Origin of the sequence: Micromonospora coerulea (genome assembly GCF_016598485.1) — a bacterium.
Lineage (GTDB): Bacteria > Actinomycetota > Actinomycetes > Mycobacteriales > Micromonosporaceae > Micromonospora > Micromonospora coerulea.
Map to the genome: position 1 here is coordinate 309187 of NZ_JAEMUW010000004.1, position 14674 is coordinate 323860.

Consider the following 14674-nt stretch of genomic DNA (forward strand, 5'->3'; position numbering starts at 1 on the left):
TCAGAACGGGATGTCGTCGTCGCCGGCGCCGACCACCGCGAACGGGTCGGCCGACTGGGTGATCGAGCGGAGCGTCTCCGACGGGGCCCGGCCGGCCTCGGAGACCCGGGTCGCCCAGGCCGGGAAGGGGAATTCCAGGCAGAGCGGGACCGGGATGTCCGGCTGGTTGACGAACATGGTGCCCGGCTTGGCCAGCAGGGCCCGCTGCCGCTGGGCCGGCGGGAGGAAGCCGTACTCGGGGCGGGACGCCTCGGCCGGGTCGAGCCGGCCGACCACCCGGATCGCCGAGTTGGTGACGATCCGACGCTCCACCTCGCTCGCCGTCTGCTGCGCACCGACCAGGATCACCCCGAGCGAGCGGCCCCGCTCGGCGATGTCCAGCAGCACCTCCTTGATCGGGGAGGAGCCCTCGCGGGGGGCGTACTTGTTCAGCTCGTCGAGGACGACGAAGAGCAGCGGCTTGGCCGTGCCGGCCTTCTCCTTGCGCTCGAACTCGCTCTTCAGCGTCACGCCGACCACGAAGCGCTGCGCCCGGTCGGGGAGGTTGTGCAGGTCGACGACGGTGACCTGGGCGCTCTCGGCGGTGTTGATCGAGTGCGGGCGGCGGGTGGCCAGGTCGCCGCGGATCAGCCGAGCCAGGTCCTTCTTGCTGCCGATCAGCCGGCGGGCGAACGCGTTGACCGTCCCGAGGCCGACCGCGCTGCCCGCCCACGCCGATCGGGTCTCGTCGTCGTTGAGCTGCTCGACGATGTGGTCGACCAGGTCGCCGTACGACCCCAGCCGGACCCCGTCGAGGCTGACCCCGCCGTCGGCCGGCTGGGCGTACCGGGCCAGGTGGGCGGCGACCGAGTGGACCACCATCGTGTACTGCTGGCGCTCGTCGTCGGCGTCGGCGAAGACGTAGGGCAGCAGCCGGTCGGCGCAGAACTCGGCGAGCGTCCAGTAGAAGCTGTCCACGCCGGTGAGCCGGCTGCTCACGTCCGGCGTGCCTGAGGAGTCGCCGACCCGGGGCGGGGCGTAGACCCGCACGTCGGGAAAGGCGCCGGCGTCGAGCCCGAGCTTCGCGTACCCGGCCCGGGTGGCGTCGTCGAGCCGGGTGTTGGGGTGGTCGAGGAAGAGCAGGTCCTCGCCCTTGACGTTGAAGATCAGCGCCTTGGCGTTGACCGCGTCGCCGCCGAGCACGCCGGAGCGGAAGACCGAGTAGAGCAGGAAGGTGGCGAAGCTGGTCTTGGTGGCCACCCCGGAGATGCCGGAGATGGAGACGTGCGCGCCCCGGGTGCCGTCGAGGAAGTCGGCGTTGAGGTAGACCGGAACGCCGTCGCGGCCCATGCCCATCGGGATGCGGCGTTCCATCCGGTCGAAGTGCAGCGCCCGGGCCCGGGCGTCGCCCTCGGCCCGGTGCACCACGGCGCCCGGGGTGGGCGGCACGTAGAACTCGGGGTCGACCCGGGTGGTGGTGATCTCCGCGGCCTCCTGCACCTGGGCGGGCAGGGTCCCGTCGGCGATGGCGAAGACGTCGGAGTCGAACTGCGCGCCCTCGTGCCGGGCACGGACCTGGGTGACCACGCCCGCGATGGTCACCGGCTCCCGGCCGGGCAGCTCGCGCCTGGTGACCACCACGTCGTCGAGCTGGAGGTAGCTGCCGGGGGCGACGGCGGTCCAGAACGTCAGCGGGGTGGCGTCGGCGGTGCCGAGCACCCGGCCGACCCCGTCGCCGGGGCCGTCGAGCAGATCGTCGGTCATCGGCGGACTCCGGTCAGCTGGTCGTCTCGGTCGCGGGGCACGTGGTGCATCCTGCCCGAGGGATGCGACAGGTTGCCACGCGACGCGGCGGACGCCACGCCAGCGCCTCCGGACCCTGGCACAGCGGAACCGCGCGGGTGCGGTCCGTCACCGGATCAACCCGGTTTCCGCCCGGCCCGCCGCCATCCGCGAGAACATGCAGGTAGCCCAAGATCCCGGGCGCGAGGAGCGACCGTGACTCCCTCAGGTAGCCGATGGGCCGCGCTGCTGGCCCTCGCCGTGCTGCCCCCGGTGCTGGAGGCGGCTCTACTGGTCGGGATCGGCTTCCACGCCGCCCGCGGCCTCGCTCCCCAGGTCACCGCCGTCTGGCCGTACGACTCGTACCACGACCTGCGGTGGCTGCTGGTCTACCACGACTCCTGGTGGTCGTTCCTGCTCGGTCTGCTGGCCCTCACCGTGTTCCGTGGCCTGGTGTCGGCCGGGCTCACCGCGTTGGCCTGGCCCGGGACCGTGGACCGCCCCGCGTTCGGGTGGCTGGTCAGGCGGAACGTGGAGGTCGCCGCGCTCGCCGCGGTGATCATCTCCCCGTGGGCCGCGCTCTCCGTCGCCTTCTCCGCCGTCGCGCTCTCCTGGTACCTGCTCGCCTCGCTCGTCCCGATGCTGGTGCTGGCCCCGTTCCTCCAGCGGGCGGGGGTGGTCGCGCACTGGTGGCGAGGGCTGCCCACGCTCAGACTGCTCGGCTGGTCCCTGGTCAACTTCGCGCTCCTCACCCTCGGGGCCGCCCTCATCACGAGCGTCCCGGGCTGGTGGCCGGTCGCGGTGGCCGCCCTCTGCGGCGTGGCGAACGGGCTGCTCTGGCGGCGGACCGTGGCCGCCGCGGCGCTGCCCGGGCGCATCCGCTGGCTGCGGGTGCCGGTGGCGCCGGTCGCCATCGTGCTCACCATGGCCGCGGCGGTGGGCGCCCAGCCACTGATCAACCTTTCGATGGGCAGGCCGGAGGAGTGGCGTCCCCCGGTCATCTCCGAGCGGTTGCCCGACCGGGTCCCGCACGCGGTGATCGTCATCGCCGGGCACGATTCCCGCTGGGACGGGCGGCCGCCGGCGGATCCGCGGGTCGAGCGTTTCTCCTACCGAGGGCTGGACGGCCAGGGCCGACCGCTGCCGTACGGGCCGATGGAGACCCACCAGTCGTTGGACGCCAGCGGCGTCCTGCTCGCGGCGCACGTCGACGCGCTGCACCGGCGGACCGGCCGGCCGGTGGCACTGCTCGGGTCCAGCGAGGGGGCCATGGTGGCGCGCATGTACCTGGACAAGTGGTCGAAGCCGACCCCGGTGGAGGCGGTGATGCTGTTCAGCCCGCTGGTGCAGCCGGGGCGCGCCTACTATCCGCCCCCGGGACACAGCGGCTGGGGATTGGCCGCGGGCTGGGAGCTGCGGGGGATCTTCGCCCTGGCGAACCTTCCGCAGGAGGTGAAGAACGACCCGGACCAGCCGTTCCTCCGCTCGGTCCTCGTCAATGCGCCGTTCCTCCGCAACCGCACGCTCTGCCCGGTGGCCGGCGTACGCATGATCGCCTTCCTGCCGACGGTCAGCGCGGTGGAGGCCCCGCCCGGCGAGTACAGCCGGGTCCCGGTCTTCCAGTTGCCCGCCTTCCACGGCGGCCTGCTCGACCGGCAGGCGGCGGAGACACGGGTCGTGAGCTTCCTGGCCGGCGATGAGGTCGACCGGCCGAGACGGGAGTACCGCCTGCTGCAGCGGTTGGGCGCGGCGTGGCAGCCACCCCCGCTCGCCGTGTCCGTCAATCCGGTCTGGTCGGCCACGCGGGAGGCCGACCCGGCCTTCACCGGCAAGATCTGCGAGGCGCGCTGAGCCGGCCGGCACCTCGAGGACCGGGCCGCGGGCGGGGCTGTCCGCGTACCCCCGGCAGAGCGCGCCGGCCGGCGGCCTTGCGCCGGCGGTGGGTCTCAGCCCTGCGCGAGCACCTCGCGCAGCCGGGCGGCGAAGGCCGGCGGGTCCTCGACGAAGCCGAGGTGCCCGCCGGGGAACATCGTGGGGGCGCCGCCCAGCGCCGCGGCGAGCGCCCGTGCGGTGCGGTCGCAGATCTGGCCGGTCGACCGCGCACCGAGGCCGACGACGACGCGGGTCGCACCGTCGCGGAGGGCGGCGACGTCGGGCTGGAACCGGGTCGTCCCGCGGATCATGTGGAGGTACTGGAAGTGCTCGTCGGCGGCCGCCTGCGGTTCGGGCTCACCGCCGAACATGCCCTGGACCAGCTCCTCCGGCAGTTGGATGTTCGCGTTGGCCAGGAACTGGCGCCCGGCGCCCAGCCGGTCCCCGGAACGGTAGGTGGCGATCATGTCGTCCTCCCGGGCCAGGAGTTCCGCCCGGTCGTCCAGCAGCCCGAGCAGCGGCGGCTCGTGCGCGATGACCGTGTGCACCTGATCCGGGTGGGCCTGGGCGAGGGCGAGGACGGTCACCGCGCCGCCGCTGGAGCCGAGCACGGCGGCCGGGCCGGCGTCGAGGTGGGCGAGGAGCCGGGACATGTCGTCGGCGCGCAGTTGCGGGGTCGAGTCCTGGTGCGGATCGTGCAGGACGCTGCGGTTGATGCCGCGCGGGTCGGTGGTCAGCACGGTGTGTTCCGCGGCCAGCAGGTCGGCCAGCGGGGCGAAGGCCCCGGCGTCCATCGGGGCGGCGACCAGCGCCACCAGCGGGCCCCGCCCGCGTACCTCGTAGTACAGCCGCCCGTCCGGGACCTCCAGGGTCGCGGCGGTGACATGCTCGGCGGAGATGCTGCTCATCGGGTCCTCCCGGGTCGTGGCGAATCGCGGTTCACCATGCAGACTCCCGTCCTGCGGCAGAATCGTCGCTTGTGAGCGTGACTTCGCCGAAAGACGCGCCGGGTCGCGGGTCGGACCCGGTCGACGGGGCCGCCTTCACCGCGCTCGTCGCACCGCTGCGCCGGGAACTGCACGCGCACTGCTACCGGATGCTCGGCTCCACCCATGACGCGGACGACGCCCTCCAGGAGGCCCTGCTGCGGGCCTGGCGGGGACTGCCGGGCTTCGCGGGCCGCGGTTCGCTGCGCTCGTGGCTGTACACCGTGGCCACCCGGACCTGCCTGGACCTCGTTGCCGGCCGCCGCCGCCGGGCCCTGCCCGTCGACCTCGGTCCGGCCAGTGAGCGGGCGGTGCCGGACAACCGCCCGGCCGACCACATCGCCTGGCTCGGTCCCTACCCCGATGCCGACCTCGCCGCCGGTCCGGCCGCCCCAGACGTGCGCTACGAGCGGCGCGAGGCCGTCGAGCTGGCCTTTGTCGCCTCGTTGCAGCACCTGCCCGGCAACCAGCGGGCGGCGCTGCTGCTCTTCGACGTCCTCGGCTTCTCCGCCGCGGAGATCGCGGCGATGATGCGCACCTCCACGACGTCGGTGAACTCGGCGCTCGCGCGGGCCCGGCGGATGGTCGCCGAGCGGGTCCCCGCCGCGAGCCAGCAGCGGACGCTGCGCACGCTCGACGACGCCCGCCTGCGGGAGATCGTCACCGGGTACGCCACCGCGCTGGAGAACGGTGACGCCGACGCCCTGATCGCCCTGCTCACCGAGGACGTCACCTGGTCGATGCCGCCGATGCCGCAGTGGTACCGGGGCCTCGCCGCGGTCATGGACTTCGCCCGTCAGGCGCCCCTGACCCGCTGCGGGAGTTGGCGACACCTGCCGACCAGCGCGAACGGCCAGCCCGCCGTCGCGTCCTACCTGCGCCGGGGCGCGACCGGGCCGTACCTGCCCTGGTCGATCAACGTGCTGACGCTGCGGGGCGCCCGGATCGCGGAGATCACCTCGTTCCTGGAGGTGACGCACTTCCCGGCGTTCGGGCTGCCGGACGCGCTACCGGCGACTCGGGGAGCGGGTCGGCACGTGGTCGCCCCGCCCGGGATCGCCTGAGCTGCGCCGCCGTCGAGACCGGGCGCCCGCCCGACCCGGGTACGTCCCTAGGCGGCGGGCGCGGCGCCGGCCGGCGGGGCGTCGTCCGCGTTCCGGGCGTACCGCAGCATGAGGGCCCCGTCCTCGGCGGCCAGCACGTGGCGCAGCGGCAGCCGCCGGGGCGCGCTGGCGTCCCCGGCGCTGATCCGCCCCGGGCCGCCCCCGGCCAGCAGCGGCGCGACGGTCAGGCAGAGCTCGTCGACCAGGTCGGCCGCGGTGAGCGCGCCGAACAGGTGCGGGCCGCCCTCGCAGAGCACCTGGCCCAGGCCGCCCCGGCGCAGCTCGGCCAGGCCGGCGGCGAGGTCCACCCGGTCCGGGCCGCAGCGGACCAGGTCCGCGACGTCGGTGAGCCCCGGCGGCGGGGTGGCGTCGTCCCGGGTGAGCACGACCGGCCGCACCGGCGCGTCGGCGAAGGCGCCCTGCGCGGGGTCGAGGTCGAGGGATCCGGAGACCACCACCAGCGTGGGGTAGTCGGTCAGGCCGTTCGCCCGGCGCCACGCCCGGCGCGGCTCGCTGAGCCGGACCGCCCGGTAGCCCTCGTGCCGCAGCGTGCCGGCGGCCACGACCAGGCCGTCGCAGAGCATCCGGAGCAGGCCGAAGACCCGCTTGTCCGGCTCTCCGGACAGGCCCGCGGAGTAGCCGTCCAGGGTGACCGCACCGTCGACGCTGGACACGAAGTTGACCCGCAGGTGGGGGCGCTCGGCGCGGCCGTAGAGCGCGGCCAGCTCCGGGTCGGTCAGCGGCCCGGTCGCGGGCGCGGGCCAGACCCGGGAAATCGGACTTTCGACGCTCATTCGCCGGCCGGACCCGTGACCGGAGGGGTGGGTTCGGGGGTACGGTGCTGGCAGTCGCACCACTTCCGGCCCGGACAGTCGTCGTGCCGTCGCTCGCGGCACGCTCGGCAGATCATGCTGGCAGCCTATGCCGAGGGAGGATGGGACACCCATGCCGCGTCAGATCTTGCAGCTCACGGTCGCACTGGCCGGGGTCCGACCCCCGGTGTGGCGGCGGGTGCTCGTCCCGGCCGGTTACACCCTGGACCGGGTACACCGGGTGGTGCAGCACGCGATGGGCTGGCGGGACTGTCACCTGCACTCGTTCGAGATCGACGGGCGCCAGTACGGCGAGCCGGACCCGGACGGCGAGCTGGCGGTCCGCGACGAGCTGGACGTCCGCCTCGACGCGGTGGTCGGCAAGGGCAGCCGGTTCCACTACACCTACGACTTCGGTGACTGGTGGGAGCACGCCCTGCTGGTGGAGGACGTCTGCACGGCCGACCCGGACGAGCGGTACCCGGCCTGCCTCGACGGTGAGCGGGCCTGCCCGCCGGAGGACGTCGGCGGCCCGGCCGGGTACGCCGCACTGCTGGCCGCCCTCGCCGATCCGGCCCATCCGGAGCACCGCGCGATGGGGGAGTGGGTCGGCGCCGGCTTCGACCCGGACGCCTTCGACGCCGCCCGGACCAGCACCCTGCTGCGCCGGCTCTGCTGATCCGGGCTCTCCCACCCCGCTGAGTTCGCCACGCATCGATCGACGCGGTAACGATATGGGAACGCTCCCATCCACCTATTGACACCCCTGACGCCTCCCGGCAATGTCATGGGAGCGCTCCCGGTGTGGCGCGGATCTCATCCGCGACCGTTCCGGGCCCCCGCCTGCCGACGCCGTCGGCCGGCGGCCCGGCGCTGCAACAGCACCCCCCACCACACAGACACCCGCCTCACCATCGAAAGAGGGGTCTCGGATGAGCGTCCCAACCCGTCGCCGCCGGTTCGCGGCGATCGCGCTCGCCTCCGTCGCGCTGCTCGCCACCGCCACCGCCTGCGGCGATGACTCGTCTGACAGCGGCAGCAGTGACGGCCCGGTCACCCTGGTCGTCGACGTCTTCGGCGACCAGGGCTTCGGCTACGACGAGCTCTACCGGCAGTACGAAGCCGACCACCCGAACGTCAAGATCCAGGAGCGCGGCAAGGGCCTGGGCCTGGGCGACTACAACACCCGGCTGACCCAGCAGATCACCGCCGGGTCGGGCGCCGGCGACATCGTCGCCCTCGAAGAGGGCACGATCGTGCAGTTCTACGCCCAGGCCGACAAGTTCGTGAACCTGGCCGACCACGGCGCGAACGACCTCAAGGGCAACTTCCTGCCCTGGAAGTGGGAGCAGGGAACCACCCCCGACGGCAAGGTGCTGGGCCTCGGCACCGACGTCGGCTCGATGGCCCTGTGCTACCGCAGCGACCTGTTCTCCGCCGCCGGCCTGCCCAGCGACCGCGAGCAGGTCGGGGCGCTCTGGCCGACCTGGGACCAGTTCATCGCCACCGGCCGGAAGTTCGCCGCCGCCGACAGGAAGCACAAGTTCGTCGACTCGGCGACCAACTTCTACAACGTGGTGCTGATGCAGACCGCCGGCGCCGGCACCGGCTACACCTACTACGACAAGAGCAACAAGCTGGTCATCGGCGAGAACCCGGATGTCAAGGCGTCCTACGACCTCACCACCACGATGATCGCGGCCGGCCTGTCCAACAACCTCCAGTCGTTCTCCAACGAGTGGAACGCCGGTTTCAAGAACGGCACCTTCGCCACCATCGCCTGCCCGGCCTGGATGACCGGTGTCATCAAGGGCCAGGCCGGTGACGCGGCCGCCGGCAAGTGGGACATCGCCAAGGCCCCCGGCAACGGCGGCAACTGGGGCGGCTCCTTCCTGGCCGTGCCGAAGTCCAGCAAGCACGCCAAGGAGGCCGCCGAGCTGGCGAAGTTCCTGACCAGCAGCAAGGGCCAGATCGAGGCGTTCAAGAAGCTCGGCAACCTGCCCTCGTCGCCGCAGGCGCTGGCCGACCCGGCCGTCGTCGACGCGACCAACGACTACTTCAGCAAGGCGCCGATCGGCAAGATCTTCGGTGCCGGCGCCAGCGAGCTGAAGCCGGTCTACCTCGGCCCGAAGAACAACGCCGTGCGAACCGCCGTGGAGAACAGCCTGCGCGCCGTCGAGCAGGGCAAGTCCGCGGAGGAGCAGTGGCAGGCAGCGCTGAAGAACGGCGCGGCCGCCGGTAAGTGACCCGGCCGGAGCCACCGCGGGTGGCGTCGACACCGCCGGCTGTCGGCGCCACCCGCGGTGCCCACCCCCCGGCGTCGCCCGTGTGGGCGGGTGACGCCGGCCGAGGACAAGGACCGTCAATGAGCCTCGACCTGCACGCCGCGGCGCCCCCCGACCCTGGACCGTCCCGCGCCGCCCGGCCAACGCACCGCCGTACCGCCTCGCTGACCCGGCTGGACCTGACGTACTCGCCCTACCTCTACGTCCTGCCGTTCTTCGTGATCCTCGTCGTGTTCAGCGCGTACCCGATCGCGTACACGGTCTGGATCGCGCTGACCGACCGGTCGCCGCTGAACCCGACGATCTCCTTCGTCGGGCTGGACAACTTCGTCGAACTGATCACCGACGACCCGCAGTTCTGGAACGCCGTGGTGAACACCTTCGGCATGTTCCTGCTCTCCACCGTGCCCCAGCTGCTGCTGGCGCTGGTGCTGGCCAACGCCCTGAACCGGAAGCTGCGCGCGCAGACCTTCTTCCGGATGGCCATCGCGATGCCGGTCATCACCTCCACCGCGGTGGTCGCGCTGATCTTCTCGATGATCTACGCCAAGGACTTCGGCCTGGTCAACTGGCTGCTCGACAGCGTCGGCCTCGGCCCGATCGACTGGCGGGCCAACCGGTACGCCTCCTGGTTCGCCATCTCGACGATGGTCGACTGGCGGTGGGTCGGTTACAACGCCCTGATCTACCTGGCCGCCATGCAGTCCATCAACAAGGACCTGTACGAGGCCGCGTCGCTGGACGGCGCCTCCCGGCGGCGGCAGTTCTGGTCGATCACCATCCCGCAGCTCCGCCCGACGATCATCTTCACGCTGATCATCTCGACCATCGGCGGGTTGCAGCTCTTCACCGAGCCGCTGCTGTTCACCAGCGGCTCCGGCGGCCTCTCCGGCGGCTCGGAGGGGCAGTTCCAGACCATCACCATGTACCTGCTCGACGTGATGAACCAGCGGTTCCGCTGGGGGTACGCCGGCGCGGTCGCGCTCGTGCTCTTCCTGCTCATCGCGCTGATGTCGACGGTGAACTACCTGCTGGCCCGCCGGATCAGCTCCGACACGTGAGGTGACGAGATGACGACCACCACGCTCCGCCCACCCGTACGCCCCACCGGGAAGGCCCGCGCCGCCGGTCACTCCGCCGAGCGCCTCTGGAAGGCCAGCCCGCTGACCTGGTTCGGCCTGGTCCTCGGGGTGATCCTCTCGCTGTTCCCGTTCTACTGGATGATCGTGATCGCCTCGCGCACCAACGACGCGGCGAACTCCTGGCCGCCGCCGTTTTTGCCCGGGGGCAAGCTCGGCGACAACATCCAGCGGGTGCTCGCCAACGGCGACGCCAACATCGTCAAGGGCCTGCTGAACTCGTTCCTGGTCGCCGGCACGATCACCGTGGCCACGGTCTTCTTCGGCTCGCTGGCCGGCTTCGCCTTCGCCAAGCTGCGGTTCCGGGGCAAGAACGCGTTGCTGCTGATCATCCTCGCCTCGATGATGGTGCCGATCCAGCTCGGCGTGCTGCCGCTGTACATCCTGATGGCGAAGCTCGACTGGCTGAACACCATGCCGTCGGTGACCGTCCCGCTCCTCATCGGCGGCTTCGGGATCTTCATGATGCGCCAGTACGCCGAACAGGCGGTACCGAACGAGCTGATCGAGGCCGCCCGGGTGGACGGCTGCTCCACCTGGAAGGTGTACTGGCACGTGGTGGTGCCGGCCCTGCGCCCCGCCGCCGCGGTGCTCGGCCTGCTCACCTTCATGGAACAGTGGAACCAGTTCTTCTGGCCCTTCGTGGTGCTGGCCGACCCGGCCAACCCGACCGTCCAGATCTCCCTGCGCAGCCTCAACACCGCCTACTTCGCCGACAACTCCCAGATCTTTGCCGGTACGTTGATCGCCACCCTGCCCCTGTTCATCGTGTTCGTACTGTTCGGCCGCCAGATCATCGGCGGCATCATGGAAGGCGCCGTCAAGTCGTGAGCAACCCAGCCAGCCCGCCCGCCGTCGGCGTCCTCGACCAGGGCCCGGAACTCACCTTCCCGCCCGGTTTCCTCTGGGGCGCGGCCACCGCCGCGTACCAGATCGAGGGCGCGGCGGCCGAGGGTGGCCGTACCCCCTCGATCTGGGACACCTTCAGCCACACCGAGGGCCGGACGGTGGCCGGGCACACCGGGGACGTGGCCTGCGACCACTACCACCGGATGCCCGAGGACGTCCGGCTGATGGCCGAGCTGGGGCTGAAGTCGTACCGGTTCTCGGTGTCCTGGCCGCGGGTGCAGCCCGGCGGCACCGGCGCGGCGAACCAGGAGGGCTTGGACTTCTACCGCCGGCTGGTCGACGACTTCTACCGCCGGCTGGTCGACGAGCTGCTGGCGCACGACATCGAGCCGTGGCTGACCCTCTACCACTGGGACGTGCCGCAGCCGCTGGAGGACGCCGGCGGCTGGCCGGCGCGCGACACCGCCGCCCGGTTCGCCGACTACGCCCAGCTCGTCGCGGACGCCCTCGGCGACCGGGTGACGTACTGGACGACGCTCAACGAGCCGTGGTGCTCGGCGTTCCTCGGCTACGGCTCCGGCGTGCACGCGCCGGGCCGCTCCGACGGCGGCGACGCGGTCCGGGCCGGGCACCACCTGATGCTCGGCCACGGCCTCGCGGTGCAGGCGCTGCGGGCGTCCCGGCCGCAGGCGCAGCTCGGCATCACGCTCAACCTGTACCCGGTCACCCCGGCCAGCGACGCGGCCGGGGACGTCGACGCCGCCCGGCGGATCGACGGGCTGGCGAACCGGTTCTTCCTCGACCCGGTGCTGCGCGGGTCCTACCCGGCCGACCTGCGGACCGACCTGCGCGAGGTCAGCGACTTCGGGCACGTCCGGGACGGCGACCTGGCGATCATCTCCAGCCCGCTGGACGTGGTGGGCATCAACTACTACAGCCGCCACGTGGTCGCCGCCCCGGTCGAGGGGGCGGAGCCGGAGGCGTACTGGCGGGCGCCGTCGTGCTGGCCGGGGAGCGAGGACGTCCGGTTCGTCACCCGGGGCGTTCCGGTCACCGACATGGACTGGGAGATTGACGCCCCCGGCCTGGTGGAGACGCTGGAGCGGGTGCACCGGGACTACACCGACCTGCCGCTCTACGTCACCGAGAACGGCTCGGCCTTCGTCGACGCGGTGGTCGACGGCCAGGTCGACGACCCGGACCGGCTGGCGTACTTCGACGCGCACCTGCGCGCGGCGCACGCGGCGATCAGCGCCGGAGTGCCGCTGAAGGGCTACTTCGCCTGGTCACTGATGGACAACTTTGAATGGGCCTGGGGTTACACCAAGCGCTTCGGCATGGTCCACGTCGACTATGACAGCCAGGTGCGGATCCCCAAGTCCAGCGCCAGGTGGTACGCCGAGGTGATCCGACGGAACGGTCTGGCCGCGCAGTAGGCTCCAGGCCAGCCAGTAACGGGCGGCCCGGCACCGACGCCTCAACCGGTGCCGGCCCGTCCGACGTCGGAGGAGCAGACCATGACAACGCAGCGCACGCGTTCGCTCGGGCGCCCGACCCTCGACGCGGTCGCGGCCCGCGCCGGCGTGGGACGCGGCACGGTCTCCCGCGTGGTCAACGGCTCGCCCCAGGTCAGCCCGGAGGCCCGGGCCGCCGTCCAGCAGGCGATCGCCGAGCTGGGGTACGTGCCGAACCGGGCCGCCCGGGCGCTGGTGACCCAGCGGACCGACTCGGTGGCGCTGGTGGTCTCCGAGTCCGGCGAGCGGGTCTTCACCGAGCCGTTCTTCGCCAGCATCGTCCGCGGCGTCAGCTCCGGGCTGCTGGAGACGCCGATGCAGCTCTGGTTGGCGATGGTGCAGTCGCCGATCGAGCGGGAGCGGGTCGAGCACCACCTGACCAACCAGCACGTCGACGGGGTTCTGTTGCTCTCGCTGCACGACTCCGACCCGCTGCCCACCCTGTTGGAGGAGCGCGGCCTGCCCGCCGTGCTCGGCGGCCGGCCGGCCCGGATGCTGCACCCCGACGCCCCGCCGGCCTGGTTCGTCGACGTGGACAACGTCGGCGGCGCCCGGCAGGCGGTGGAGCACCTCTTCGCGCGGGGGCGGCGGCGCATCGCCACCATCGCCGGGCCGCAGGACATGGGCGCCGGCCTGGCCCGGTTGGCCGGCTACCGGGAGGCGGTCCGGGCCGCGGGCGCCAGCGTCAACCCGGACCTGATCGCGTACGGCGACTTCAGCGAGGGCAGCGGTACCGCGTGCATGCGGCGGCTGTTGGCGGTCTGCCCCGACCTGGACGCGGTCTTCGCCGCCTCCGACCTGATGGCCTTCGGCGCCCTGCGTACGCTCCGCGAGGCCGGCCGCCGGGTGCCCGAGGACGTGGCGGTGGTCGGCTTCGACGACGCCCCGATCGCCCGGCAGGCCGAGCCCCCGCTGACCACGGTCTTCCAGCCGGTGGAGGAGATGGGCCGCCAGATGGCCCGCCTGCTGGTCTCCCGCATCCGCGGCGACGAGGTCCCGACCCCCCACGTCCTCCTCGACACCAAACTCATCCACCGCACCTCCGCCTGACCTCCGCCGCGGGGGAGGGTGCCGCCGCCGGCTCGTGTCGGGAGGTGGCCCGCCCGCCGGCGTCGCGACGGCAACTACCGGGCCGGACGGGACGAAGTTCCGTCACTTCCCCCGGACCGCGCGCAGGCCGTGCGCGACCAGCGGCGCCACCATGTCGCCAATCCGGTCGAAGCCGCCGCCGAGGGTCTGCCCGAGGGTGTGCCGGTAGTGGATCCCCTCGCAGATCACCGCGAGCTTGAAGCAGCCGAGCGCCACGTGCCAGTGCAGCGGGCCCACGTCGACGTCGCTGCGGCCGGCGTACCGGTCGATCAGCTCGTCGCCGCTGGGGAAGCCGGCGCGCGGGCCGATCCCGTCGGCGACGGGGTTGCCCTCGGCGAGTTCGCTGTCGCCGAGCACGCTCCAGTACGTCAGCAGCAGCCCCAGGTCGGCGAGGGGATCACCGAGGGTGGCCATCTCCCAGTCCAGCACCGCCCGCACCTCGACCGGGTCGACGGCGGCGAGGAGGTTGTCCAGCCGGTAGTCGCCGTGCACGATCCGGCCCGCGTTGGCGCCCTCGGGCACGGTGTCGGCGAGCGCGTCGCGGAGCTCGTCGATGCCGGGCAGTTCCCGGCTGCGGGAGCGGTCGAGCTGGCCGGCCCAGCGGCGCACCTGCCGGCCCAGGTAGCCCTCGGGGCGGCCGAAGTCGGCCAGTCCCACGGCGGCCGGCTCGACCATGTGCAGCGCGGCGAGAGTGTCCATCATCGCCATGGCCAGGTCGTGCCGCTGCCCGTCGGTGAGCGGGTCGGTCTGCGCCCGGGTCCGGTAGACCTCGCCCTCGACCTTCTCCATCAGGTAGAACGGCGCGCCGATCACCTCGGCGTCGGCGCAGAGCAGCAGCACCTCCGGGACCGGGACGTCGGTCGGCGCGAGCGCCGAGATCACCCGGTGCTCGCGGGCCATGTCGTGCGCGGTGGCCAGCACGTGCCCGAGCGGGGGGCGGCGCAGCACCAGCTCGCGCCCGCCGGCGCGCACCAGGTACGTCAGGTTGGACTTGCCGCCGGCGATCAGCCGCGCCGACAGCGGCCCGGTGGCCAGCTCGGGCCGGTGCTCCGCCAGGTACGCGGCGAGCCGGTCGAGGTCGAGCCCCCGGGGAGGCCGGTCGGCGGCCGAGCCGGTCGGGAGCGGGGCGGGATCGACGGCCGGTTCGGTCATCCGAATAGTTGATGGCACCTCAGCTTTGTTGTCAAGGTCGGTTTTCCCGCCGGGACATGCCGCTGCAACAGGGGCGAAATGGTCAACCGGCAGGCTGGTGCCCAGCCTGCCG

The 14674-nt window shown here is 72.6% G+C and carries 12 protein-coding genes; 8 read left to right on the forward strand and 4 right to left on the reverse strand.

The window, feature by feature from the left end; translation table 11 throughout:
* The gene (locus I8N68_RS08115) at positions 1-1743 is read right to left on the reverse strand and encodes an ATP-binding protein (RefSeq protein WP_200209229.1); all 1743 of its coding nucleotides are present in this window, start codon (positions 1741-1743) and stop codon (positions 1-3) included.
* 234 nt (positions 1744-1977) lie between these two features.
* On the opposite strand from I8N68_RS08115, the gene I8N68_RS08120 reads away from it, so the two are divergent.
* On the forward strand, positions 1978-3612 hold the full coding sequence (locus I8N68_RS08120; RefSeq protein ID WP_200209230.1) for an alpha/beta fold hydrolase: 1635 nt from the start codon (positions 1978-1980) through the stop codon (positions 3610-3612).
* Between the two features lie 95 nt (positions 3613-3707).
* On the opposite strand, the gene I8N68_RS08125 is transcribed toward I8N68_RS08120, so the two are convergent.
* The gene (locus I8N68_RS08125; protein ID WP_200209231.1) at positions 3708-4541 is read right to left on the reverse strand and encodes an alpha/beta fold hydrolase; all 834 of its coding nucleotides are present in this window, start codon (positions 4539-4541) and stop codon (positions 3708-3710) included.
* A 77-nt stretch (positions 4542-4618) separates the two neighbouring features.
* On the opposite strand from I8N68_RS08125, the gene I8N68_RS08130 reads away from it, so the two are divergent.
* On the forward strand, positions 4619-5683 hold the full coding sequence (locus tag I8N68_RS08130; RefSeq protein WP_200209232.1) for a sigma-70 family RNA polymerase sigma factor: 1065 nt from the start codon (positions 4619-4621) through the stop codon (positions 5681-5683).
* Positions 5684-5730: 47 nt separating this feature from the next.
* Here I8N68_RS08130 and I8N68_RS08135 read toward each other — a convergent pair whose 3' ends face one another.
* Positions 5731-6516, reverse strand: coding sequence for a pyrimidine reductase family protein (locus tag I8N68_RS08135; RefSeq protein ID WP_200209233.1), 786 nt, complete (start codon positions 6514-6516; stop codon positions 5731-5733).
* A gap of 151 nt (positions 6517-6667) precedes the next feature.
* Here I8N68_RS08135 and I8N68_RS08140 point away from each other — a divergent pair, with 151 nt between their 5' ends.
* From I8N68_RS08140 to I8N68_RS08165, 6 genes are all read left to right on the forward strand, one after another.
* Positions 6668-7213 (forward strand): plasmid pRiA4b ORF-3 family protein, encoded by a 546-nt coding sequence (locus I8N68_RS08140; RefSeq protein ID WP_200209234.1) that lies wholly within the window; start codon positions 6668-6670, stop codon positions 7211-7213.
* Between the two features lie 253 nt (positions 7214-7466).
* Positions 7467-8780, forward strand: a complete 1314-nt coding sequence (locus I8N68_RS08145; RefSeq protein ID WP_200209235.1) for an ABC transporter substrate-binding protein — start codon at positions 7467-7469, stop codon at positions 8778-8780.
* A gap of 119 nt (positions 8781-8899) precedes the next feature.
* Positions 8900-9880: a carbohydrate ABC transporter permease gene (locus I8N68_RS08150; RefSeq protein WP_200209236.1), complete on the forward strand. Its 981-nt coding sequence runs from the start codon at positions 8900-8902 to the stop codon at positions 9878-9880.
* Between the two features lie 9 nt (positions 9881-9889).
* Positions 9890-10789 (forward strand): carbohydrate ABC transporter permease, encoded by a 900-nt coding sequence (locus I8N68_RS08155; RefSeq protein ID WP_234038946.1) that lies wholly within the window; start codon positions 9890-9892, stop codon positions 10787-10789.
* Positions 10786-12243, forward strand: coding sequence for a GH1 family beta-glucosidase (locus I8N68_RS08160; protein WP_200209237.1), 1458 nt, complete (start codon positions 10786-10788; stop codon positions 12241-12243). The genes I8N68_RS08155 and I8N68_RS08160 overlap by 4 nt, the downstream gene beginning before the upstream one ends.
* Positions 12244-12324: 81 nt before the next feature.
* Positions 12325-13371, forward strand: a complete 1047-nt coding sequence (locus tag I8N68_RS08165) for a LacI family DNA-binding transcriptional regulator (RefSeq protein WP_200209238.1) — start codon at positions 12325-12327, stop codon at positions 13369-13371.
* Between the two features lie 102 nt (positions 13372-13473).
* Here I8N68_RS08165 and I8N68_RS08170 read toward each other — a convergent pair whose 3' ends face one another.
* Positions 13474-14562 carry a phosphotransferase family protein gene (locus I8N68_RS08170; RefSeq protein ID WP_200209239.1) on the reverse strand — a complete coding sequence of 363 codons (1089 nt, stop codon included), beginning with the start codon at positions 14560-14562 and terminating at the stop codon, positions 13474-13476.
* Between the last annotated feature and the right edge of the window lie 112 nt (positions 14563-14674).

What these genes read in the sequence shown, in the direction of transcription:
- I8N68_RS08115 (WP_200209229.1), bottom strand. Translation starts at nt 1,743, where the DNA reads ATGACCGACGATCTGCTCGACGGCCCCGGCGACGGGGTCGGCCGGGTG.
- I8N68_RS08125 (WP_200209231.1), bottom strand. Translation starts at nt 4,541, where the DNA reads ATGAGCAGCATCTCCGCCGAGCATGTCACCGCCGCGACCCTGGAGGTC.
- I8N68_RS08135 (WP_200209233.1), bottom strand. Translation starts at nt 6,516, where the DNA reads ATGAGCGTCGAAAGTCCGATTTCCCGGGTCTGGCCCGCGCCCGCGACC.
- I8N68_RS08140 (WP_200209234.1), top strand. Translation starts at nt 6,668, where the DNA reads ATGCCGCGTCAGATCTTGCAGCTCACGGTCGCACTGGCCGGGGTCCGA.
- I8N68_RS08145 (WP_200209235.1), top strand. Translation starts at nt 7,467, where the DNA reads ATGAGCGTCCCAACCCGTCGCCGCCGGTTCGCGGCGATCGCGCTCGCC.
- I8N68_RS08150 (WP_200209236.1), top strand. Translation starts at nt 8,900, where the DNA reads ATGAGCCTCGACCTGCACGCCGCGGCGCCCCCCGACCCTGGACCGTCC.
- I8N68_RS08155 (WP_234038946.1), top strand. Translation starts at nt 9,890, where the DNA reads ATGACGACCACCACGCTCCGCCCACCCGTACGCCCCACCGGGAAGGCC.
- I8N68_RS08165 (WP_200209238.1), top strand. Translation starts at nt 12,325, where the DNA reads ATGACAACGCAGCGCACGCGTTCGCTCGGGCGCCCGACCCTCGACGCG.
- I8N68_RS08170 (WP_200209239.1), bottom strand. Translation starts at nt 14,562, where the DNA reads ATGACCGAACCGGCCGTCGATCCCGCCCCGCTCCCGACCGGCTCGGCC.